Origin of the sequence: Shewanella hanedai (assembly GCF_007197645.1) — a bacterium.
In the GTDB taxonomy this organism is placed as follows: domain Bacteria; phylum Pseudomonadota; class Gammaproteobacteria; order Enterobacterales; family Shewanellaceae; genus Shewanella; species Shewanella hanedai.
In genome coordinates this window covers 217,260-238,195 of record NZ_VKGK01000002.1, presented here as the reverse complement: position 1 = coordinate 238,195, position 20,936 = coordinate 217,260, and the positions used below count along the sequence as shown (strand labels likewise).

Genomic DNA, 20,936 nt, shown 5'->3' with positions numbered 1-20,936 from the left:
TTGAGAAGGCGCCTATGGCGCCTTTTTCATTAAGGCACGCTGTGTCCGGTTGATGCCTCCCAAATACTGAACCATTCTTGCTTATCCAGTCGGATATTTTTAGATGACATTGCACTTTGTATCCGCTCAATCTTGCCACTGCCAATAATGGGTTTAGGCTGTGAGGGGAGCGCACGAATCCAAGCATAGATAATTTGGCTGATGTCCTGAGTTTCGTTGTGATCAGCAATTCGAGTAAGTACAGTTCTCAATCTTACTGCCTGTGCACTTTGGCTGGTAAATATATCGCCTCCACCTAAACAAGACCAAGCCATAGGAGATATCCTATTTTGCTGACATAGATCTAGTGTACCATCATGTAAACTATTCATATTGATGGGGGATATTTCAACTTGATTTGTCGAGAGCTGAATATTCATTGGGGCCAATTTCGACTGTAATAGTTCAAATTGATGAGTACTGAAATTCGACACGCCAAAGTGTAAAACTTTGCCCGATTGTTGGAGTAGTTTAAATGTTCTAGCAACCTCATCGGCATTCATTAATGGGTCGGGGCGGTGAATTAATAGTAGATCAAGATGATCTGTGTGCAGTCTCGTTAGAGAGTTGTCCACAGAGGATAATATGTGTTGTTCACTGGTGTCGTAATGGTTGACGTAGCGCTCAGGCGTACACTCAAAAGCGGGCTTTATACCGTACTTACTGATTAATTTGATCTCTGATCTTAAGCTGGGCTTGATCGATAAAGCTTCACCAAAAAGGCTTTCACATTGAAGCTGCCCGTAGATGTCAGCGTGATCCATTGTGGTTACACCTAAATCAATATACTGCTCGATTAGTGTCAGTCTTTGTTGAGGAGTGTAGTTCCAACTCGCTAACCTCCAAAAACCTGCGATAAAATCTGACATCTTAAATAAATCACTCATTATTTTCCCTTTCTTGGTTAGATCACATTTTTTTGATTTAGATTCATAAAAGCCTAATTAAGCATCATAAATTCATTTTATCTATTCTTCTCTTCTTTGGGATCGCCTAATATTCGACGCAACCATCTACCCTACTTATTATTCTCTATTTATAGGAGCCACAGAATGCTCACAGATATTGAAATCTCTCGTCTTGCTAAACCTCAACATATCACAGATATAGCAACTAAATTTGGCATTGAAACTGCTGAGCTCTCTTTGTTTGGCGAAGCTAAGGCCAAAGTTAACCTGTCTATACTCGATCGCATTCAGGATAATTTAGACGGCAAATTGGTGATCGTTACAGCAGTAACGCCTACTCCTTTCGGTGAGGGGAAGACTGTAACGAGCATTGGATTGACTCAAGGCTTGAACGCAATAGGAAAGAAAGCCTGCGCGTGTATTCGTCAGCCCAGTATGGGGCCTGTTTTCGGTATTAAAGGCGGCGCTGCGGGTGGTGGATATTCACAAGTGATCCCGATGGAGGAGATGAACCTTCACCTCACTGGCGATATCCATGCGGTGAGCAGTGCTCATAATTTAGCTGCTGCAGCGATTGATGCGCGGCTCTTTCATGAATCAAGATTATCGGCTGATGAGTTTGCTCATCAATCAGGACTGTCGCCGTTAAATATCGACCCTGAGCAGATCCTTTGGCGCAGGGTGGTTGATCATAATGAGCGGAGTTTGCGTACCATCACAGTGGGGCTTGGTGAACTCAATGGCCCAGTTCATGATTCAGGTTTTGATATTACCGCTGCCTCTGAACTGATGGCGATTTTGGCGTTGAGTCATGATTTAAAAGATATGCGTCATCGCATTGGTCGATTGGTACTGGCTATGGATAAGCATGGCGAGCCAATTACTGCCGAAATGTTGGGGGTGGCAGGCGCGATGACGGTCATTATGACAGAGGCTATTAAGCCGACATTGATGCAAACACTTACCGGCGATCCTTGTTTAGTGCATGCGGGTCCCTTTGCTAATATCGCCCATGGTAACTCTTCGATTATTGCCGATAGAATCGCACTTAAATTGGCGGATATTGTTGTTACCGAAGGTGGATTTGGCTCAGACATGGGCTTTGAGAAATTCTGTAATATTAAGGTCAGAGAGTCAGGTAAAACCCCTGATGCCGCAGTACTTGTGGCGACGTTAAAAGCACTCAAAGCCAACTCTGGGCTAGATTCTGAACGTGATATTAATCTGCCGGATCAGGCGCGTCTTGAAGCGGGTTTCTTAAACCTAAAATGGCACATGGATAATGTCAGTCAATACGGGATCCCTGTGGTTGTGGCGCTTAATCGATTTCCTACAGACACCCAGGAAGAGTTAGATTGGCTTAAGAATGCAGTGATGCAGGCAGGCGCTTTTGGTTGTGAAATCAGTAATGCCTTTAGCTTAGGCGCCAGTGGAACCGAGGCTTTAGCCCGCAAGGTTGTGGCTGCGACAGCGCAGAATTCTGCTTTTCGTTTTCTTTATCAAACCAATAGTAGCATTGAGGCTAAGCTGCTCAGTATTGCGGAATCAGGTTATGGTGCGAAAGGGATGAGGTTGTCGAATGAAGCCAAGGAGCAACTCGTGCAGATTCAAGCGATGGGCTTGGATCATTTATCTGTTTGTATTGCAAAGACTCCGCTATCAATTAGCCATGATCCTGCCATTAAAGGCGTTCCTAAAGGGTTTGAATTACCTATTACTCAATTAAAGATAAATGCTGGTGCTGGTTTTATAACTGCATTAGTAGGGAAGGTAATGACGATGCCAGGCTTGGGGATAAGACCTGGTTATTTGAATATTGATATCAATGATCAAGATGAGATTGTTGGTCTAGCATAAAAAAAAGCTCCTAGGATTTTATAGATCCTAGGAGCTTAAGTATTTACTTCTGGTAAACGTGAATATCGCGTTGTGGGAAAGGAATACTGATCTTCTCAGCATCGAAGCGCATTTTCACAGTGCGCGTAATATCCCAATATACATCCCAATAATCTTCAGGTTTTGCCCATGGACGAACAATGAAGTCGACTGATGATTCACCTAAGGTGTGAAGCTTAATCGTTGGCTCAGGGCTCTTAAGGACTTTCGGGTGAGCCATAATGATCTCAGCCAATACCTTTTCAGTCTTTTCAATATCATCGCTGTAACCTATACCAAAAGTCATATCCACACGACGTTGATGTTCGACGGTAATGTTATTAATGGTATCGCCCCAAATTTTGTTGTTTGGGATAATGAGTCTTTGATTGTCCAGTGTCTTAATTGTTGTTGAGACTAAGCTCATATGACTAACTTTACCGGTGACACCTGCGGCATTAATTAGATCACCCACGTCATAAGGTCGATAGACCAAAATCATCATGCCTGAAGCAAAGTTAGATAGCGTATCTTGCAGTGCAAAACCGATAATGACACCCGCAACACCAAAACCAGCAAGCAGAGGCGCTAATTCGATTCCTAACTGAGAAAGAGCGATTAAGACGCCTAAAGTGAAGGTGGCTTTTCCTGATAGCGAGATGAAAAACTCTTGCAGCAGTATGCTCACTTTCAGCTTAGAGTTACTGACCGCTCTTTTTACTAACTTTCGAACGGCTTTGCTTATCATGCCTGCCGCGAACAAAATCAAGATAAAAATAAACAGTTTGAAGACAATACCCGGACCATTTTCAATCAAGTAATCTTGTACTGAAGTGAGCCACTGTTCGAATAGGCTGCTTGCAACATCCATATTCAGTACATCTTGAGTAATATCACCAGAGCTTTTAAATAACGTCTCTTTCATATCAGACGTATTCTGACCTAAGGTATCAAGGAGGTTGATAGCCACACCTAAGCTAGAACTTGCGTGAGATAAGCGTTCTTTTAGGTCTGTTACATTGAGTGTTTGCTCTGCTGTGACATCTTTACCTGCAAGGCTCACCTCTTTTATAGCAAGCTTTAACTTGTCCTGTGTGAACTGTACAAAGCTATTAAAGCCATTCGCTCGGGCAATAAGGCTTTTTGTTAACAGCGCGGTTTTATCGCCGGTGTTAAGGCCTAAGGTCTTAGCCCATTCAAGTACTTCTAAATAGGCTTGCAACTGTTGATCGCGTTCAGCTTCCAATAGAGAAAGCTGCATCATGATCTTATTATCATCGCCCTTGCCAAGTTGATTTTGAAGCTTGCTGATTTTATTTTTAAAATAGGTATCAACTTTACCAATAAATATGAGGTGGCTCTCAATGAATGGCTTGAGCATCTCCTTATTTAGATTTGGTTCACCCATTAACTCTTTGAGTTGTTCATGTAGCAGTTCAGTATTCTGCTTAATTCTATATTCAGTGAAATTAGCAAGTTCACCGTGGGTTTTGCTCAATTGAGCCACATCTTGCTGAATCGAGGTCTGCAACGATGTGAGTTCGTTAGAGATGTTGGATGAGTCCGCTTGGACTGATGGACTACTTAGTCCAACAATAGCAAGCATTATCAAGGCGATGATGCGATGCATAGATAAATTCCTAGTATAAAATTTTTTGCTATTCTATCCCCACTCTTTGTGAGTGTAAATTCCGTTATTTAATAGGGGTCATTCGTCATGTTAATTTAACGAAATATACGGTGTCTTGAGTGGCATTCATGCTTTTGAGTTGAAATAGAGTTGAGGAAAGTCGATGCGTTCTTTCTAACGTGGATTCTGTTAAACTCTGGGCCTATCTTCGTCGTTCTTCTAGAGAGTTATGCCGTGTTGTGCACCAATTGTAGTAAGTTTTTTGGCGTGAATGAAGTTAAAAATCAACGTGGAAAAAGATTTAATGCGCAGATCCAATGCCCTCACTGTGATGCTTGGTTAGGAAAAAGCCCCGTGCTTTCTCTGCTTAAAATGGTAGGTTTCTATCTTGGTATTGCAGCGTTAATTTATGGCTATTTTACCCCTGATATGCGTAGTTTAACGACTCCTATAGCGATTATTTCAACCATGGTGTTATTGGTGAGTCATATGATGGATCACTTAAAAGTGATCGAAGCCCCGGAAAAAGTGTATGTCGATGATAGTGAGCAAAGGCAGAAGTACCGCTAATTAAGGGCTGGTATAAGGTAGATTGTGATCTCTATTTTGAGCAACCAGATGGCATTCGATTATATGATTCAAATGCCATGATACTTAGTAAGGAGGTTCGATTCTCGCCTAAACAGATCAATCTTAATGGTCTGCCTTGGTAAGACTCTCTTTATTTAGGTAATAGCGCCTATTTTAAGCATTAAGGCGGTGACTGCGTTTTTACATCTAGGCATTGTTAAATACAGTGATGACCAATATCCTAGCTAGATTACTCGATAACCTGAACTTGTGCTTCAAGTGCGACATCCACGTAGTAGATCCCACCGCCAATAGCGATAAAGAATAGGGTAACCCAAAAGAGCATTTTACCGTTTTCGCGCAAAAATTCTAACATGTTAATTACTCCATTTAAGCTAGCTGATTCGGATCCCATCGGTATTAGCCGAGAGTTTGAATGCCATAATCTTAGCGATATCGCCTTAAGTCAGCATTAATTCATTACTGTTATAAAGTGACTCTGATCGGATTTTATTAGGTCAAGTTGTAAAGCTTGATGATGTAAATTATAAGCGTAACTTGACTTAGTCTACGGTTTGTATCAAATTGAGCACGATTTTGTGTACTTTTGGTGTTGATGGTGTCTTTTTATGGTGAAAAATAGCGTTAGACGAGGTATAGCAATATGGCTTTCAGCCCTATTGATCTGCCTGTCGTTTGCCGCTTCTGCCCATAGTGTAGAGCACATCGATGATGGTGGAGCTCAAAATCACTGTACGCTCTGCTTCCATAAACATCAGCTAAACAAGTTACTGCCTACTCACCATTTTGACCTGACTGTTAATCTTCAGACCTATGAAGTTAGTCTTTTTGTCATCGATGAGCAAACCTCTGAACACACCAGTTTCTTCCGCAGTCGTGCTCCTCCCGTATCAGCTTAATATCAATTTTGAGTGTTCTTGTCTGTCTATGATCTATTTAACTATGACTAAATTAAACAGAGGGTAATTCTATCTGAATTACTGCTATTTTTGATTTAAATCGTTGAAGTTATAGATCTAAATATTCAAAACCACTGTACGGATTGATATCAATTTAATGACCTAAATTTAGTATTTACCTATTTAAGTTTTTGATTTTGTTAACAGTTGAATAAATAACTGTGAACGGCTGTATTTTGGAGAAAAATAATGAGAATGACTAATTTCCGCGTATCACACGTGGCTGCTGCCTGTGCGCTAATTTCTACTTCTGCTTTTGCTGAAAATCCAACTCTGACAAATCCGGCTATCAGTGCCGTCCTTGATGGTTATTATCAGAATACCGAACGTCCGATGGCGGAGCGTGTAGAAGGTTTTGGCTTGGGCCATACAGAATTAGCATTGAGTGCGAATATTGACGATATGTTTTACGGTAAATTAACCGCCGTTGTTGAAATGCATGAAGGTGAAACTGAGCTAGGGATTGAAGAAGCATTTATTCAAACTCTTGCTATGCCTGGTGGATTCTCCATTCGAGCTGGACGTTTCTTATCGGATGTGGGGTACCTGAATAATCAGCATGTGCATACAGATGCATTTTCTGATCGTCCAGCTGTGTACCGAGCATTTTTAGGAAGTCACTACTTCGATGATGGTGTTCGACTTAACTATGTGGCGCCGACGGATCTTTATTGGACCATGGGGGTTGAGAGCTTTAAAGGTGACAGTATGCGTGCAGCTGCTGGTGGTGCACATGAAGAGCATGGCGGACATGATGAGCATGATGAAGTACATGCAGAACGCGACTATAAAGATATCGGTATCTATACCGCGTACACTAAGATTGGTGGTGATATTGGTCATGGTTCATGGCAGGCAGGCTTGAGTTACATGCGTAATGAAAACGGCCGCATGGTTGAAGGTGAACATGAGGAGCATGCAGAGGCCGAAGCAGGTCACGAAGGGCATAATCATAGTGCTACGTTTACCGGTGAAAATACCTATATTGCTGATTTTGTTTATAAGTGGGCACCAGATGGTAATTACAAATACCAGCACCTGACAATCAGTGGCGAGTACTTTAAAGTCACTGATTTTGCACCGATAGAAGAGGAGCATCATGAAGAGCACTCAGCTGGCAGCGTTGATGATATGCAGGGTTGGTATCTAAGCAGTGTGTATCAGTTTAGTCCCAATTGGTCTGCCGGTGTTCGATATGGTCAAACAGATGTTCAGGAGCTTCATGGGGATCATTTCCATCCTGAAAAATTAAAGGAAGCGGAAGTGAGTCTAGCATGGCATCACAGTCATTTTTCTACGGTACGCCTACAGTACACCAATCAACAAGGGACGAACTACTTCGGTATCGAAGATGATAACGTTATTACTCTTCAATATGTTATGACTCTGGGGGCTCACGGTGCGCATCAATTCTAATCTCGCTAAAGTAGTGATGCTTACGTTAAGCGTAAGCTATTCGAGCTTGGCTAATGCCAAACTTAATATTTTTGCGTGTGAGCCTGAATACGCAGCATTAGCGAAAGAGTTAGCGCCTGATGCTAAGATATATTCGGCGACGACCGCGATGCAAGATCCTCATCAAGTTCAGGCAAGACCTAGCTTAATCGCTAAGATGCGCCAAGCTGATCTCGCTATTTGTGCTGGTGCAGATCTTGAAGTTGGTTGGCTGCCTATGTTGCAGATGAAGTCGTCTAATGCCAAGGTGCGTTCAACAGATCAAGGGCTGTTCTTTGCTGCTGAACATGTGAATACCTTGGATAAGCTTGAGTCTGTCGATCGTAGCATGGGTGATGTACATGCTAAGGGGAATCCACACCTGCATTTTTCTCCACAGAGGATGTTAAAGGTGGCTGAGGCTTTGACCGCTAAGCTAATTTCCCTCGATCCAGCTTCACAGGAACAATATAAAGCTGCCTTAAGCAAATTCAGTGATAAGTGGGCTCAAGCTACCTCAAAATGGGAAACTAAAGCTGCGCCGCTAAAGGGAAAGAAGGTGATAGCGTATCACTCTAGTTTCCGCTATCTGTTTGACTGGATTGGAATAGAGCAGGTTGGTGATCTGGAACCTAAACCTGGTTTGCCACCTAGTAGTAGCCATCTGGCGAGTTTGCTTAAGCGTGCTGAAGCTGGTGACATAATGGCTATCATTGTGGCGTCTTATCAAAGTGAGCGAGGGGCTGAGTGGTTAGGTGAGCGTGCGAACTTACCTGTGCAGATCTTACCTATGTCTGTTGGTGGTAATGATCAGAGCCAAGATCTGTTTACGCTGTATGACAGCGCTATTGATCTGTTGCTTCAGTATCAACCCCGCTAAATAGTGGATTTGTTAAGGTATTGCCCCTCTTCGGGGCGATACCTATTTCTATACTACTAAAGAGTATTAATGATGTTTGATACTGATTTACTCTCCATTTTACTTCCTGCCTTTGTCGCAGGTATTTTAGTCTTGTCTACCCATGTCGTACTTGGTCAACAGGTATTGAAACGGGGCATTATCTTTATTGATTTAGCCATTGCACAAGTGGCTGCTTTAGGGGCCATAGTGGCTCACCTTAATCATGACATTGAGCATTTACCATTTTCTAATGTGTGGATGCCTGCACTGTTTGCACTTGCTGGAGCTGGTTTTATTGCTTGGTTGTCGAAACGAATGGCAGATGAGTTAGAAGCCATTATCGGGTGCTTTTATGTTCTAGCCGCAGTAGCTGCGATGTTGATGCTCTCAAATGATCCCCACGGTGCAGAGATGTTGAAGCAGCTGATGTCAGGCCAGATCCTTTGGGTCAACTGGTCGCAATTGATATTACCTGCTGTTGTTTCTGTTGGTATTTTGAGTTTGATTTACGTTAAGCCTGCACTGCTTGATGGCAGAGGTTTCTATATCATGTTTGCACTAGTGATCACGCTCTCTGTTGAGTTAGTGGGGGTGTATCTCGTGTTCAGTACCTTGATATTACCAGCGTTAGCAGTTAACAAATTCAAGGTAAAATACAGATTGCCCACTGCTTATTTAGTTGGTTTGGTTGGCTATATCTTTGGGCTTATTCTTTCGGCTCGTTTCGATCTCCCCAGCGGCGCGGCTATCGTGGCCACGTTGGCAGTGAGTGCGATAGTCTTTAGGTTAATGCTTGGTAAGTTAGCGGTGGTTGATGCAGAGAAAAATAAATTAACCCAGAATTAAAATAGGATTAATGTTGAGCGGTTAAACTCCCTTGTTTGATGAGTATACGTGTTCAGGCTACAAGTGTATGACGAAGTATAGATTGGTATAAAATATTTGATTGAGTCGTTTCAGCTTGCTGGCTATACTGTCGCCATTGGTACCAAGGGAGTAAGTTGTGCTTTTAATCTTAAGAACGTTAGTTTTAGCAGTTATGTTACTGCTAGCATTTGTTTTTGGTGGTCTTGTTTGTTTATTAAGACCGAGACATCGTGACAATGTACACATGTTCGCTAAAATTTTCTCCTATGCTGCGCCAGTATTAGGTATCAAGGTCATAGTACGTAAACCTAGCGTAGCGACGACTGAGCCTTGTGTCTTTTTGGCAAATCATCAGAATAATTTCGATATGTTTACCCATACTGCGGCAGTACCGAAAGGGACGGTCAGTCTTGGAAAGAAGAGTTTAGCTTGGGTGCCTTTTTTTGGTCAGATTTACTGGTTGTCCGGTAATATTCTAATTGACAGAAAAAACCGCAATAGAGCGTTTGAAACCATGGCGCAAACCGCCAAAAAGATTAAAGATAAGTGCTTATCTATCTGGATATTTCCGGAAGGTACGCGCTCTCGTGGCAAGGGCTTATTGCCTTTTAAATCTGGTGCATTTCATACTGCAATAGATGCGGGAGTGGCTATGGTACCTGTGTTGGCATCAAATCAAAGCCATATAAAACTTAATCGTTGGAATAATGGTGTGGTTATTATCGAGATGATGGATCCAATCGAAACTAAAGGTTTGGCTAAGTCTCAGGTAAAGGAGTTGTCTAAACGTATCCACGCTATGATGTCGAATCGTTTAACTCAGTTGGATCAAGAAGCTTCAGCCTTAATGGCAAAGTAATCTATCATCCTTTGATCTTATTAGATTAAATTAGGCCCCCGCTTCAGGGGGCTTTTTTGTCTCGCTATCCTTAAATTTACACTTGTTTATCGTGTATAATCTTTGCAGATTTTTTATTTGGAGTTACCTATGTCAATTGATCGTTTACTTAAAGCGCAGAAACAAGAAAATCAGGAGATTGTTACGGCTATCTTAGATGATGGTTCTAACACTAGTGCTGAGTACACAATTGAACATCATTTTGCATCGGACAACTTTGACCGTTTAGAAAAAGCGGCCGTTGATGCATTCAAAGCGGGTTTTGAAGTCAGTGATGCCGAAGAGGTTGAGCTTGAAGATGGATCTGTGATCTTGTGTTTCGACGCCATTGCTCATCACTTGTTGGATGTGGACTTGCTGGATAAAGCATGTGAGTCACTCTTACTGCTTGCTGCTAAACATAAAGTGGATTATGACGGTTGGGGCACGTATTTCATTGATGAAAACGGTGAAGAGATCCGTGAAGAGGATTTCGAAGATGGTGAGTTTGAAGACGATGATTATGAAGATGACGACTTCGAAGCACAAGAGAAGAAGAAAAATCCACTGCATTAATATCAATTGATATAAGCGGTTTCTTTTATCAATAAAAATGCCCATCTTGATGGGCATTTTTATTGGGTGCGTGCTGCATATTGCTATTTACTTAAGCTGTTTTCGGCTTGTAGATAACGCACTTGTTTCGTCCTGACTCCTTGGCGGAATACAGTGCCTCATCGGCAAAGTTAAGCCATTGACCACTGTTTTCCAGTTCAGCTTGTATGTCACATATCCCGATACTAACCGTCACATTAATGGATTGGTTCTCATAGACCAGCGCAGTCTCTTCAATCTTCTTTCTTAGTCGCTCTGCAAATAGTAATGCATCGTTTGCCGATGTCTTTGCTAATACCACTGAAAACTCTTCGCCACCATAACGGCCAGCACAATCAGTTTCACGCAAAGACTGGGTTAGAAGGTGTGAGATATGCTGAATGACTTTATCGCCTATGGTGTGGCCGTAATTATCATTGACCTTCTTAAAGTCATCGATATCAAACATAACCAGACTGGTTTCGTCACCATAACGTGCATGTCTATCAAACTCTTTCTGCATGCATTGCTGCCAATAGCGGCGATTATTAAGCTGAGTGAGACCATCAGTCTGACTTAGGTGCTCTAGACGCTCATTCACGCCTTTTACTTGCAGCTTATTGATTGCAACATCAGTGACATCGTAAATGATCATACTGATATGAGTGATCTGGCCTGTGAGTGAAGATAGAGGGAGCAAGGTGACATTTTGGTACATGAAGTCTGCTCTACCTGTGATTGGACGGTAGTTTTTAAACTGAAAGATATAGGGACGTTGTTCCCAGCTAATAAAAGCGCGATTCTTAAGTAAAAAAACCGATTCCATTTTCTGTTTTAACCAATTTGCTGGAAGACCTTCAAATTGATCAAATAGGTTTTTTCCCTTGATGGAATTTGGTGAAACGCCGCTGTGGTTTTCCATAAAACCATTCCAAAGCTGGATATCAAAGTTCTTATCAAGGACAACCAAACCAACCTCAATGGTCTGAACCATATCGATCAGCCAGTGGAGTTCGTTCATTGCGCTTTGGTCATATGACATAGACTGAATCCAACTTAATCTAACAGGTAACCGAGCTTAAAATTAAGCGTCGGTAGTGAGTCTTCAGTAAACAGTAAAAGAAGATCACACTGAATATCATGATCCTCAATCCGGTAGTTTATCTCCATCGCTAAGGTGCGAGACCATTTCTCTGAATTGTCATGAATGAGGTCGTTAACGGTACAGTGACGACCCAGTACGACAGGGTGACTCTGGCTGAATTTCATGTGCAGTTGCTCAGAGATCCCGTTTAGGAAGGCGCCGATCAATACATTACCGGTATCGATCATCACTTCCATCTCGGTATTGATATCTTCAGGATTCGCAAGGCCCATCAGTTTAGCCATATCTTTAAAAGAGGAGTCATGGAACAGGAGTAGGGCTTCGCCTGCGATACCTGCGCCAATAAATCCCTGACACAGAGCAGACACTTTACTGTGCTCCTCCGTGGCCTTTAGCGTCATGGTTAATTCACTGACTTCGAGGACGTTGACATTCGGAATAGGTAAGAGCACGAACACATCAAGGAGTTTAGCGAGTAGATCCGCAGCTCGCCCCATGGCGACATTGGCTATCTCCTGACAGGCATCCCGTAGATCAACCTTGATCATTGGGCTATCGGCTACGCCTTCGTCGAGGGCGACAGTTAAGATCCCGTACTCTTGAAGTATGTTACTGATGGAGTCGGCACTTACCGGCTTTTGAATAAAGTCTAAGGCACCTAGTGCTTTGACTCTTTCGTGTGCCTTGATTTGAATATCGCCGGAGACGACGATAACGAGTGCGGGGAGGTCCTCTCTTTGGATGATCTCTAACACCTCGTAACCATCCATTACAGGCATATTTAGATCGAGAAAAACAATCTCACCTTTACCGGCTTTAATCGCTTCAATACCTTCTGCGCCGTTTTTGGCAAAGGTAATATCCACTTCCCAACCTTTAGGGAGCGTTCTGGCCATCTGCTTTCTGGCTAGTGCTGAATCATCACATATGAGTACTGGGATTGGCATTTTTCTTTTAACGTCCTAATCTGCCCATATATTCAAAGATAACACTTATTAGTGAACTCGCCCGTTCAATCGTTGAAAAATATTGCAGTATCTGTTTTTGTTTTTAAAGTTCAGTCTAAGCTGAATCTCATAAATTGCTTCTAATTAATCACTTTCATTCAGTTTTGTTGAACAAAAATATTGTGTAAAATATTTGCTGCCTAAGACAATCGATAGGGGTAAGCATTATCTATTACACTATTGTCTATCAGTATGACCAGAAAGGCTTAATTATAATGTCATTTTTTTGACGATAGTCAAACTTTCTTTGTATGTTATCTCTATTAGGTAAATATGCCAAATATGTTAATCTGGACACTGGGCTGACCAGTTTGAAAGGAGAAGGGCATGGCGGTAGGTGAGTTCGTTCAGTTAGAGCGAAAAATGGGGATTGCGTACGTAACGTTAACACGTCCTGAAAAATATAATGCACTCAATTTTCAAATGTTTAAAGAATTAGATAGCGTGATCTCCGACCTAAAAAAAGATCGTACTATCAAGATCGTTATCTTATCGGGTTCGGCTGGCAATTTCAGTTCGGGTCTGGATGTAAAAAGCGTATTGAATTCACCTTTGCAGGCTGTCAGCTTACTTTTTAAATGGTTACCGGGTAACGCTAATTTAGCTCAAAGAGTCTCCTGTGGTTGGCGAAACTTGCCTATTCCTGTGATCGCGGTTATTGAAGGTTGCTGTTTCGGCGGAGGAATGCAGATCGCGCTTGGTGCCGATATTCGTATTGTATCCCCTGACGCGAAGTTATCAATTATGGAGGCTAAATGGGGCTTAGTACCTGATATGGCCGGATTTGTATCACTCAGAGAGCTGGTAGGTAAAGATCAGGCGATGTTATTGACCATGACGGCTAAGGTGCTATCGGCAGAGGAATCACTCGAAAAAGGTTTGGTCACTGAGATATCCACCACGCCTATGGCCCGAGCCAAAGCGCTTGCTGACGAGATCAGTAATACTTCTCCCGATGCGAACGCGGCGATTAAGATGAGTATTAACAAGAGCTGGACTGCCAGTGTCAGGCGCCTATTATCTCGTGAATCTATCAGTCAGATTAGATTACTTATGGGGAAAAATAGGCTCATTGCGGCTAAGCGGAATAGTGAGGATGTAAAAGGAGTTGAGGTAAAGACAAAGTATCGAGATCGTCAGTCTGGCTGGTGACCTATCTTAATTTGTCATTATAAATAGTGAGTAAGATCACATTGTATTTATCTCATTGTAGTCAAAGGAATATTAGCCTTTAAGATCGGGATTCATTTCCTTGTCATGGTTTGGATTTACCAATGCGAAACTTATTTGAGCGTATGTTGTGGAGTAGCCGCCTGTCGGTCATGTTAGGCGTATTAGCCTGTATCGTGGCGGCATTTGTCATCTTTGTGATGGGGTTGAAAGATGTCATCCATATGCTAGATCTTATCTGGGTGTATATCTTTACCGGTGGGCATGACGTACGTAATGATCTCATTATGGTGGTGGTTGAGATCTTAGATACCTTCTTACTCGGCGCAGTATTGTTGATTTTTGCTTTTGGACTTTATGAGCTTTTTATCAATAATTTAGAGGCTGCAGAGAAGAGCAAAGCAGGTGGGAAAATATTAGTCATAAGCAGTATTGATTCACTTAAGAGCAAACTTGGCAAGGTTATCTTGATGATGCTTATCATCAAGCTATTCTCCTATTTTATCGAGATGAAACCACAGAGCATGTTAGAACTACTCTATATGGGAATTATTATCGTGTTGGTGGCACTCTCTTTGATGTTAACCAAAGATAAGTAGTATACCAATTACATTAAGTATCTGTTCATTCCGCGGGAATTCAAAGCGCTGAAGGCAAGGTCTGTATTTGCTCCTGCAATACAGACATTCGCCACATCCATGTGGCTAGCGGATGATTGAAGCTAATAGTTATTCTCGGCTCTGGCATCCTGCTTCGCCCTACCTTCTGCATCCATGCAGTCGTATATCTAAATCATTCAACACTGCATCCAGGGCTTTGAAACCCGCCCTGCGGGAGGCTCTCAAACATTCCACTTTTGCTTTCCATTGACTTACAAGGGGGATAACCATTCTTTCATCAATGCGCCTTGAATTGAAAAGTTTGAGTGCCTCTGAATTGATAACACATTTAATGTAGTTGGTATTACTTTGAGCGTGTTTTCGTTTTCAGCCCACCTCTCTTAATACGGATTATTAACGCGGTGGGCAAAGCCTTCGATTAAATCTAAGCAGGTTTGCCAAGCCTCTGCATGATCGAGGTTTAACAACATCAATTGCTGTCTGTAGCGATAGGGTTCATTTTGAGGGGAAAGCAGGCGTCGATCTGTTGTGGTCTTCTGAGAGGCGACATGGCCGTCTGCAGACTGGATATCGAGCACAGGAATATCTAATGTTGCTAGTAGTTTAGGAAGACCCAGATTCTCATGTGTCGTGCCCATAAAGGGATTGATAAGCACTAAAATATCGGGTTTGGCTAACATGTTTTTACTTAGCATTGAGATGACGAATCCAGCCCCTTGATTGGTGGCAATCAGTATCCTTTTCCCTGGGTAGGGAGTGCCTATCTCATCAAGTTTATTCATTGTGTTGGTAATGAAGGTTTCCTGCTTTTCTCGGATTTTTTCCCATTGTGCTTTTGAGTATTGCGGTGTGCGTTCGGCATTGTTTGGATTGAATTTTCCCTCACCCGCTTTCGAAATATTCTCCGGTGAAGTGGAAAAGTTCAGCCTTGATACCTTCTTTGGTGGTGTGATGGCGATCGTTGCCCAACCTGTATGGGGCAGTTCTCGTCTTAAAAATGCTTGTAGTCCTGCGGAATCGGCGTTCATGCCGGGGTTGGAGAACAGAATTGCCGCACCGAGTTCCTTCTTACCGACCCAACTACGTACTAAGACTTCTGATTTTTGTTTGCCGACTTCAATGAGGATGACCTCTTCACTTTCAAGGTAGTTATACTTGGGATGGCTAGTGACTTGTTCGGCGGCCCAGCTGTTTATGCTAAATGTACTGAGAAGCATGAAGCCTATTAATAAAGAGGACAGGGAGAAGAAGTGAAGTGTTTGGCTTACTTTCATCGAAGCGTCTCTTAGTGTGAATCAATTTGCGTGCTGCTCAAGTATAACAGAACCATGAGCCGATAATAAAAAGGCCCCTTAACTATAAATAGTTAAGGGGCCTAGAGAAAGTGCTTATGCTAAATAATTAGTTAGGCGTGACTAACCAAGATTAGGCGTATGGCGTCGAGCTGCAATATAGCCCCGTCCAAATAGGTGTTAAGTTCGGTCATCTGCTGGTGCAAATGCTCAATCTCCTCATCACGGATATTCGGGTTAACGGCTTTGAGTGCTTCTAAACGTTCCAGTTCACCTGTCAGTTGAGAAGTCATCTTAATACGAGCGCTGTCTGCTAGCAGTTTAAGCTCTGTAGCGGCGAACTCTTCACCTTTAGCAAATAGTGGATGCAAAATGCTCTGTGACGCATTTACAAGCTTACTGGCAATATGACGATTCACCGCACTAAGTTGCTTATTGAAACTGTCATAACTGACATTTTCAGCTAAGTTATTGCCATTTTTATCCAATAACACACGCACTGGAGTCGGTGGCAGATAACGATAAAGCTGGCTTGATTTAGGTGCAGACGCATCAGCCATGTATATCAATTCGAGAAAGATAGTTCCCGCAGGCAGAGACTTGTTTTTCAACACCGCGACGCTCGTGGTGCCAGTTTCTGACGATGTTATCAGATCCAGACCTGTTTGCACGATAGGGTGCTCTTGAGTGATCAGAGCAATATCATCACGAGAAAGTGCCATCTCTCTGTCGAAAGTCACGGTAATGCCGTCTTCAGGCAGACCTGGATACGTCGGGAACATCATATGTTCACTCGGGCGTAGCACGATAGCGTTCTCTCCACAGTCTTCTTGATCAACGCCGATAATGTCCCATAGACGGATCACTGAACCGATGAGGTTGGTATCTTCGTCACGCTTGGCCAGCTCTTTCACTAGCTTGTTGGCGCGCTCGCCGCCGTGAGAGTTAATTTCAAGTAACTTATCGCGACCTTGTTCCATGACGGACTTCAGCTCTGCATATCGAGTCTGAGTGTCATTTAACACTTGCTCTAGCACTTCTTTATCTTGGCTTATTAGCACATTAAGAAGTGATTCTGAGAACTCGTTAAACAGAATATGGCCACTTGGGCAAGTTTGTTCGAATGCGTTAAGCCCTTTGTGGTACCACTGCATTAAACATTCTTGTGCGGTACTTTCTAGGTAAGGCACATGGATCGAGACATCGTTATTCTGTCCAATACGATCCAAACGACCTATGCGTTGTTCGAGCAGATCTGGATTCAAAGGCAGATCGAACAAGATCAAGTGACTTGCAAACTGGAAGTTACGACCTTCAGAACCAATTTCAGAACAGATGAGGGCTTGAGCACCACCAGTTTCCTGTGCGAAGTATGCGCCGGCTTTATCGCGTTCGATAATCGACATTCCTTCGTGGAAAACAGTGGCCTGTATACCTTCACGTGTACGCAGTGCTTCTTCTAGACTAAGCGCTGTTTCAGCTTGGCTAGCAATGATAAGCACTTTTTCTCTGCGATGAGTTTTTAAGAAATCGATAAGCCAATCAACGCGAGGGTCAAATTTCCACCAGCTGGCGCTTGAGCTTTCGAAGTCTTGGTAAATCTTCTCTGGACTCAGTGCTTGTTTAACTTTTCCTGCCGTATCTAAATGGCCATTCATCATGGCACCCACGCGTGCAGCAGTGACATACTGTGCCGGCATTTTCTGCGGATAAGCGTTAAATATACGTGTCGGGAAGCCTTTGACTGAGGCGCGGCTGTTACGATATAGAACGCGTCCTGTGCCGTGTCTGTCGAGTAGATCTTGTAGCAGACCATCACGCGTGGCTTGCTGAGCATCTACATCGCCGTCAGTGGCCTGAATCAGCGCAAGGCTAGCACTGATATCTTTTTCAGATAAAAGTGTTTTCAGGCTATCAATCAGCTCTTGTGGTAGAGGTTCATTACCAGCAAGTGCATCTGCAGTGGTGGCGACATCGGCATAGTTAGCTTCCTCTTTTAAGAAAGCCTCGTAATCATAGAAACGATCAGGATCGAGCAAGCGTAAGCGAGCAAAGTGGCTCTGGTGGCCTAATTGATCTGGTGTCGCGGTCAATAACAATACGCCAGGTACGACTTCGCTTAAGGCTTCGATAATGCGGTAAGCGCGGCTGGGCGCATCTTCAGTCCATTCAAGATGATGAGCTTCATCGACAATCATCAGATCCCAATCGGCATCTAACGCTTGATCTAAACGTCGCTTCTTACGCAGTAATTCCAATGAACAGATGACCAGTTGTTCGGTATAAAACGGATTGTCGTTATCGGCATAAGCCTCAACGCATCTGTCTTCATCGAAAACTGAGAATTTAAGGTTAAAGCGACGCAGCATTTCAACCAACCACTGATGACGCAGCGTATCTGGCACAATCACGAGAATACGTTCGGCGCGGCCAGTCAGCAGTTGCTGATGAATAATAAGGCCTGCCTCAATGGTTTTACCTAGTCCAACTTCATCGGCGAGTAATACTCGCGGAGCAAATCGACGACCCACTTCATGGGCAATCCACTGTTGATGGGGAATTAGGCCGACTCTTGGACCTTGTAGACCAAGCAGATCTGAGGTGGCAAGTTTATGCCTGAGTTGCTGACATTGGTAGCGAACACCGAAACGCTCCAGGCGATCGATCTGCCCAGCAAACAATCGGTCTTGGGGCTTATTGAAACGAATATTGTGGTTCAGCAGTGTCTCTCGTAAGCTGACCTGCTCACCGGTTTCACAATGAATACCATGGTAGATAATAAGATTATCTTTCTCTTCAACTTCACTAACGGTCAAACTCCAGCCTTCATGGCTTTCAGCTTTATCGCCCGGATTAAAAATAACACGTGTTAACGGCGCATCGGCACGTGAGAACATACGGTTCTCATCAGTTGCTGAAAACATCACAGTGACCATGCGGCCTTCCACAGCGACGACAGTACCTAAACCAAGTTCAGATTCGGTGTCACTTATCCAGCGTTGACCTAAGGAAAAGGGCATTACTTATATTCTCATCTACAGGGTAAATCACGAAGGGCGCGTATGTTATAACATTAAGCGTATTTATGTCGAACGCTAATCTTGGCCGTTTGTCTCGCCAGCGCCTCAATAGTTGATGGTTAATTATACAGACGTGATATTAGGAATCAATTTGTCATCTGTTTGTCATCGAATCGTCATATAAATTCGTAAAGTTTAAAAGTAGGAACTCACAAGTAAGTTATTGAAGCTATACTTAATAGTGTGAGTATAGATTTTCAGGAAAAGTTTTTTAGTAACAATTATTTTTTATAAAAATTAATTGTTTAGTGGCTTAGGCTAAGGTAGGTTTGAATTATAGCTAGGCTATAAATGAACATCTTTTTACTTACATAACAAGGAGAGCATCGACCCGTATTTCAACGAGAGTTTAATGGAAATTATGGAGGCGCCATGGAACAAGACGACAGAAAGTTGTTTGTACTGGATACCAATGTATTACTACATGAACCTTTAGCCATTTATTCATTTAAGGAACACGATGTAGTAGTCCCGATGACCGTTCTGGAAGAACTGGATCAGATTAAGGACAGAAAAAGAGATGTAAGTCGAGATGCTCGAGTGGCAATCAGAGCATTAGAAGATATTCTCGGAGGAACTACCACACCTGAAGCGATAATTCAGGGCGTAAAGCTACCAAGGCGTGAAGATCATGGGGATGCATCTGGATCATTAGCCATTTTCCCTGACCATCAACTTGAGATGACACAAGCATCCCTTCCCGGGGATAATAACGATAATCGCATCATCAATACTGCGCTACACCTACAACAAATCCACCAACCTCGCACCGTCGTACTTGTCACCAAAGACATTAATATGCGCCTGAAAGCTAAAGGTGCCGGCATATTAGTGGTCGAAGATTATCGTACGGATCAACTGATCGACGATATTCGTTTCCTAACTAAAGGTTTCCACCAAGTTGATGGTGACTTTTGGCAACGAAAAGAGCATGTGACAACAGAAACGTTAGGGCGTCATACCGTACATACCGTGCCTATCTCAGAGGTAGGTGAAGAGAATTTTTATGTAAACCAATACCTAATGGATAAGGATTCCAACTTTTGTAGCCGTATAACGGAGAAAACGGATACAGATCTGCATTTACTTGATTTGGGTAAAGACAGGTTGTTAAATCTCGATGCTTGGGGGATCCGTCCAAAAAATATCTATCAAGGTATGGCAATGCAAGCCTTGCTGGATCCGGACATTGATCTGGTCATATTAACGGGCCCTGCTGGGTGTGGTAAAACACTCTTAGCAATAGCTGCCGCGCTTGAAATGGTGGTAGAACGTGGCTTATACGATAAGATTATCGTGACCCGTAACACCCCTGAAATTGCTGAATCTATTGGCTTTTTACCCGGTACCGAAGAGGAGAAAATGGCACCTTGGCTTGCAGCTATCACTGATACCTTAGAGGTGCTGCATAAAAATGATGTCAATCCGAGTGGTAGCATGAACTACATCATGGATAAGGCCAATATTCAGTTTAAGTCGATTAACTTTATGCGTGGTCGCTCGATTCAGAACTCGGTGGTCATCCTCGATGAGTGTCAAAATCTGACAGCATCTCAGATTAAGACCATGATCACCCGGATGGGAGAGGGGACTAAATTAATCTGTAGCGGTAACTTAGCTCAGATTGATACCAACTACCTCACCGCAGTCACATCTGGCTTAACTTATATTGTTGAGCGGTTTAAAAACTTCGAAGGAAGTGCAAATATTTATCTTAATGGCGTGGTTCGTTCTCGCCTCGCGGAGTTTGCCGAAGAGAATCTCTAACCCTCTTTAAACTCTTTGATTAGGCCTCTGACTTTTAGACTCGTAGAGGCCTTTTTACTTTCTATTGATTAGGCATGATATTGGTGGGTATACACTGATGTATCATTTTTATCCAGTTTGTCGTGTTTAGGTAACGGATTCATTAACGCTTTAACAAACGGCATTAGGCTTTTCTACACCGATCGCTCGGTTAACAAGTATCAGGAATATTGTGTGTTCC

The 20,936-nt window shown here is 42.9% G+C and carries 18 protein-coding genes; 11 read left to right on the top strand and 7 right to left on the bottom strand.

From position 1 onward, the window contains the following. Positions 1-29: 29 nt before the first annotated feature. The gene (locus FN961_RS02895; RefSeq protein WP_143563034.1) at positions 30-926 is read right to left on the bottom strand and encodes an aldo/keto reductase; all 897 of its coding nucleotides are present in this window, start codon (positions 924-926) and stop codon (positions 30-32) included. A gap of 165 nt (positions 927-1,091) precedes the next feature. On the opposite strand from FN961_RS02895, the gene FN961_RS02890 reads away from it, so the two are divergent. Further along, positions 1,092-2,804, top strand: coding sequence for a formate--tetrahydrofolate ligase (locus tag FN961_RS02890; RefSeq protein WP_143563033.1), 1,713 nt, complete (start codon positions 1,092-1,094; stop codon positions 2,802-2,804). Positions 2,805-2,847: 43 nt separating this feature from the next. On the opposite strand, the gene FN961_RS02885 is transcribed toward FN961_RS02890, so the two are convergent. Then, positions 2,848-4,452: a mechanosensitive ion channel family protein gene (locus FN961_RS02885; protein ID WP_143563032.1), complete on the bottom strand. Its 1,605-nt coding sequence runs from the start codon at positions 4,450-4,452 to the stop codon at positions 2,848-2,850. A gap of 234 nt (positions 4,453-4,686) precedes the next feature. On the opposite strand from FN961_RS02885, the gene FN961_RS02880 reads away from it, so the two are divergent. Continuing rightward, a complete protein-coding gene (locus FN961_RS02880) occupies positions 4,687-5,022 on the top strand; it encodes a hypothetical protein (protein WP_143563031.1) in 336 nt (111 codons plus the stop codon). Between the two features lie 250 nt (positions 5,023-5,272). On the opposite strand, the gene FN961_RS26140 is transcribed toward FN961_RS02880, so the two are convergent. Beyond that, positions 5,273-5,398, bottom strand: coding sequence for a hypothetical protein (locus tag FN961_RS26140; RefSeq protein ID WP_268241147.1), 126 nt, complete (start codon positions 5,396-5,398; stop codon positions 5,273-5,275). A gap of 253 nt (positions 5,399-5,651) precedes the next feature. On the opposite strand from FN961_RS26140, the gene FN961_RS02875 reads away from it, so the two are divergent. From FN961_RS02875 to rraB, 6 genes are all read left to right on the top strand, one after another. Continuing rightward, the gene (locus tag FN961_RS02875) at positions 5,652-5,942 is read left to right on the top strand and encodes an ABC-type zinc uptake system zinc chaperone (protein ID WP_143563030.1); all 291 of its coding nucleotides are present in this window, start codon (positions 5,652-5,654) and stop codon (positions 5,940-5,942) included. Between the two features lie 249 nt (positions 5,943-6,191). After that, positions 6,192-7,418, top strand: a complete 1,227-nt coding sequence (locus tag FN961_RS02870) for a hypothetical protein (protein ID WP_143563029.1) — start codon at positions 6,192-6,194, stop codon at positions 7,416-7,418. Beyond that, on the top strand, positions 7,402-8,316 hold the full coding sequence (locus tag FN961_RS02865; RefSeq protein WP_185972698.1) for a metal ABC transporter solute-binding protein, Zn/Mn family: 915 nt from the start codon (positions 7,402-7,404) through the stop codon (positions 8,314-8,316). The genes FN961_RS02870 and FN961_RS02865 overlap by 17 nt, the downstream gene beginning before the upstream one ends. Positions 8,317-8,388: 72 nt before the next feature. Beyond that, positions 8,389-9,183: a metal ABC transporter permease gene (locus FN961_RS02860; RefSeq protein WP_143563142.1), complete on the top strand. Its 795-nt coding sequence runs from the start codon at positions 8,389-8,391 to the stop codon at positions 9,181-9,183. Between the two features lie 157 nt (positions 9,184-9,340). Further along, entirely contained in the window at positions 9,341-10,063 is a 723-nt protein-coding gene (locus FN961_RS02855; RefSeq protein ID WP_143563028.1) for a 1-acylglycerol-3-phosphate O-acyltransferase, read from the top strand. 129 nt (positions 10,064-10,192) lie between these two features. Next, positions 10,193-10,657 (top strand): ribonuclease E inhibitor RraB, encoded by a 465-nt coding sequence (gene rraB, locus FN961_RS02850; RefSeq protein ID WP_143563027.1) that lies wholly within the window; start codon positions 10,193-10,195, stop codon positions 10,655-10,657. Between the two features lie 91 nt (positions 10,658-10,748). Here rraB and FN961_RS02845 read toward each other — a convergent pair whose 3' ends face one another. Both FN961_RS02845 and FN961_RS02840 read right to left on the bottom strand, forming a co-directional pair. Next, positions 10,749-11,717, bottom strand: coding sequence for a GGDEF domain-containing protein (locus FN961_RS02845; RefSeq protein WP_143563026.1), 969 nt, complete (start codon positions 11,715-11,717; stop codon positions 10,749-10,751). A 14-nt stretch (positions 11,718-11,731) separates the two neighbouring features. Next, the gene (locus tag FN961_RS02840) at positions 11,732-12,727 is read right to left on the bottom strand and encodes a response regulator (RefSeq protein WP_143563025.1); all 996 of its coding nucleotides are present in this window, start codon (positions 12,725-12,727) and stop codon (positions 11,732-11,734) included. Positions 12,728-13,114: 387 nt separating this feature from the next. Between FN961_RS02840 and FN961_RS02835 the strand changes: the two genes are divergently transcribed. Together FN961_RS02835 and FN961_RS02830 are read left to right on the top strand one after the other, a co-directional pair. Continuing rightward, positions 13,115-13,939 (top strand): crotonase/enoyl-CoA hydratase family protein, encoded by an 825-nt coding sequence (locus FN961_RS02835; RefSeq protein ID WP_143563024.1) that lies wholly within the window; start codon positions 13,115-13,117, stop codon positions 13,937-13,939. Between the two features lie 122 nt (positions 13,940-14,061). Beyond that, complete coding sequence (locus tag FN961_RS02830) at positions 14,062-14,556, top strand: YqhA family protein (protein WP_143563023.1); 495 nt, start codon at positions 14,062-14,064, stop codon at positions 14,554-14,556. Positions 14,557-14,957: 401 nt separating this feature from the next. On the opposite strand, the gene FN961_RS02825 is transcribed toward FN961_RS02830, so the two are convergent. Continuing rightward, positions 14,958-15,851, bottom strand: a complete 894-nt coding sequence (locus FN961_RS02825) for a DUF3530 family protein (protein WP_143563022.1) — start codon at positions 15,849-15,851, stop codon at positions 14,958-14,960. Between the two features lie 131 nt (positions 15,852-15,982). Next, positions 15,983-18,889, bottom strand: coding sequence for an RNA polymerase-associated protein RapA (gene rapA / locus FN961_RS02820; RefSeq protein ID WP_143563021.1), 2,907 nt, complete (start codon positions 18,887-18,889; stop codon positions 15,983-15,985). A 432-nt stretch (positions 18,890-19,321) separates the two neighbouring features. Here rapA and FN961_RS02815 point away from each other — a divergent pair, with 432 nt between their 5' ends. Then, a complete protein-coding gene (locus tag FN961_RS02815) occupies positions 19,322-20,716 on the top strand; it encodes a PhoH family protein (protein WP_143563020.1) in 1,395 nt (464 codons plus the stop codon). Positions 20,717-20,936: the final 220 nt, after the last annotated feature.

Bases quoted from the DNA above. Each gene is read 5' to 3' on its own strand.
- FN961_RS02830 (WP_143563023.1), top strand. From the start codon at position 14,062: ATGCGAAACTTATTTGAGCGTATGTTGTGGAGTAGCCGCCTGTCGGTC.
- FN961_RS02845 (WP_143563026.1), bottom strand. From the start codon at position 11,717: ATGTCATATGACCAAAGCGCAATGAACGAACTCCACTGGCTGATCGAT.
- rapA (WP_143563021.1), bottom strand. From the start codon at position 18,889: ATGCCCTTTTCCTTAGGTCAACGCTGGATAAGTGACACCGAATCTGAA.
- FN961_RS02840 (WP_143563025.1), bottom strand. From the start codon at position 12,727: ATGCCAATCCCAGTACTCATATGTGATGATTCAGCACTAGCCAGAAAG.
- FN961_RS02815 (WP_143563020.1), top strand. From the start codon at position 19,322: ATGGAACAAGACGACAGAAAGTTGTTTGTACTGGATACCAATGTATTA.
- FN961_RS02885 (WP_143563032.1), bottom strand. From the start codon at position 4,452: ATGCATCGCATCATCGCCTTGATAATGCTTGCTATTGTTGGACTAAGT.
- FN961_RS02890 (WP_143563033.1), top strand. From the start codon at position 1,092: ATGCTCACAGATATTGAAATCTCTCGTCTTGCTAAACCTCAACATATC.
- FN961_RS02835 (WP_143563024.1), top strand. From the start codon at position 13,115: ATGGCGGTAGGTGAGTTCGTTCAGTTAGAGCGAAAAATGGGGATTGCG.
- FN961_RS02875 (WP_143563030.1), top strand. From the start codon at position 5,652: ATGGTGAAAAATAGCGTTAGACGAGGTATAGCAATATGGCTTTCAGCC.
- rraB (WP_143563027.1), top strand. From the start codon at position 10,193: ATGTCAATTGATCGTTTACTTAAAGCGCAGAAACAAGAAAATCAGGAG.
- FN961_RS26140 (WP_268241147.1), bottom strand. From the start codon at position 5,398: ATGTTAGAATTTTTGCGCGAAAACGGTAAAATGCTCTTTTGGGTTACC.
- FN961_RS02825 (WP_143563022.1), bottom strand. From the start codon at position 15,851: ATGAAAGTAAGCCAAACACTTCACTTCTTCTCCCTGTCCTCTTTATTA.
- FN961_RS02870 (WP_143563029.1), top strand. From the start codon at position 6,192: ATGAGAATGACTAATTTCCGCGTATCACACGTGGCTGCTGCCTGTGCG.
- FN961_RS02895 (WP_143563034.1), bottom strand. From the start codon at position 926: ATGAGTGATTTATTTAAGATGTCAGATTTTATCGCAGGTTTTTGGAGG.
- FN961_RS02860 (WP_143563142.1), top strand. From the start codon at position 8,389: ATGTTTGATACTGATTTACTCTCCATTTTACTTCCTGCCTTTGTCGCA.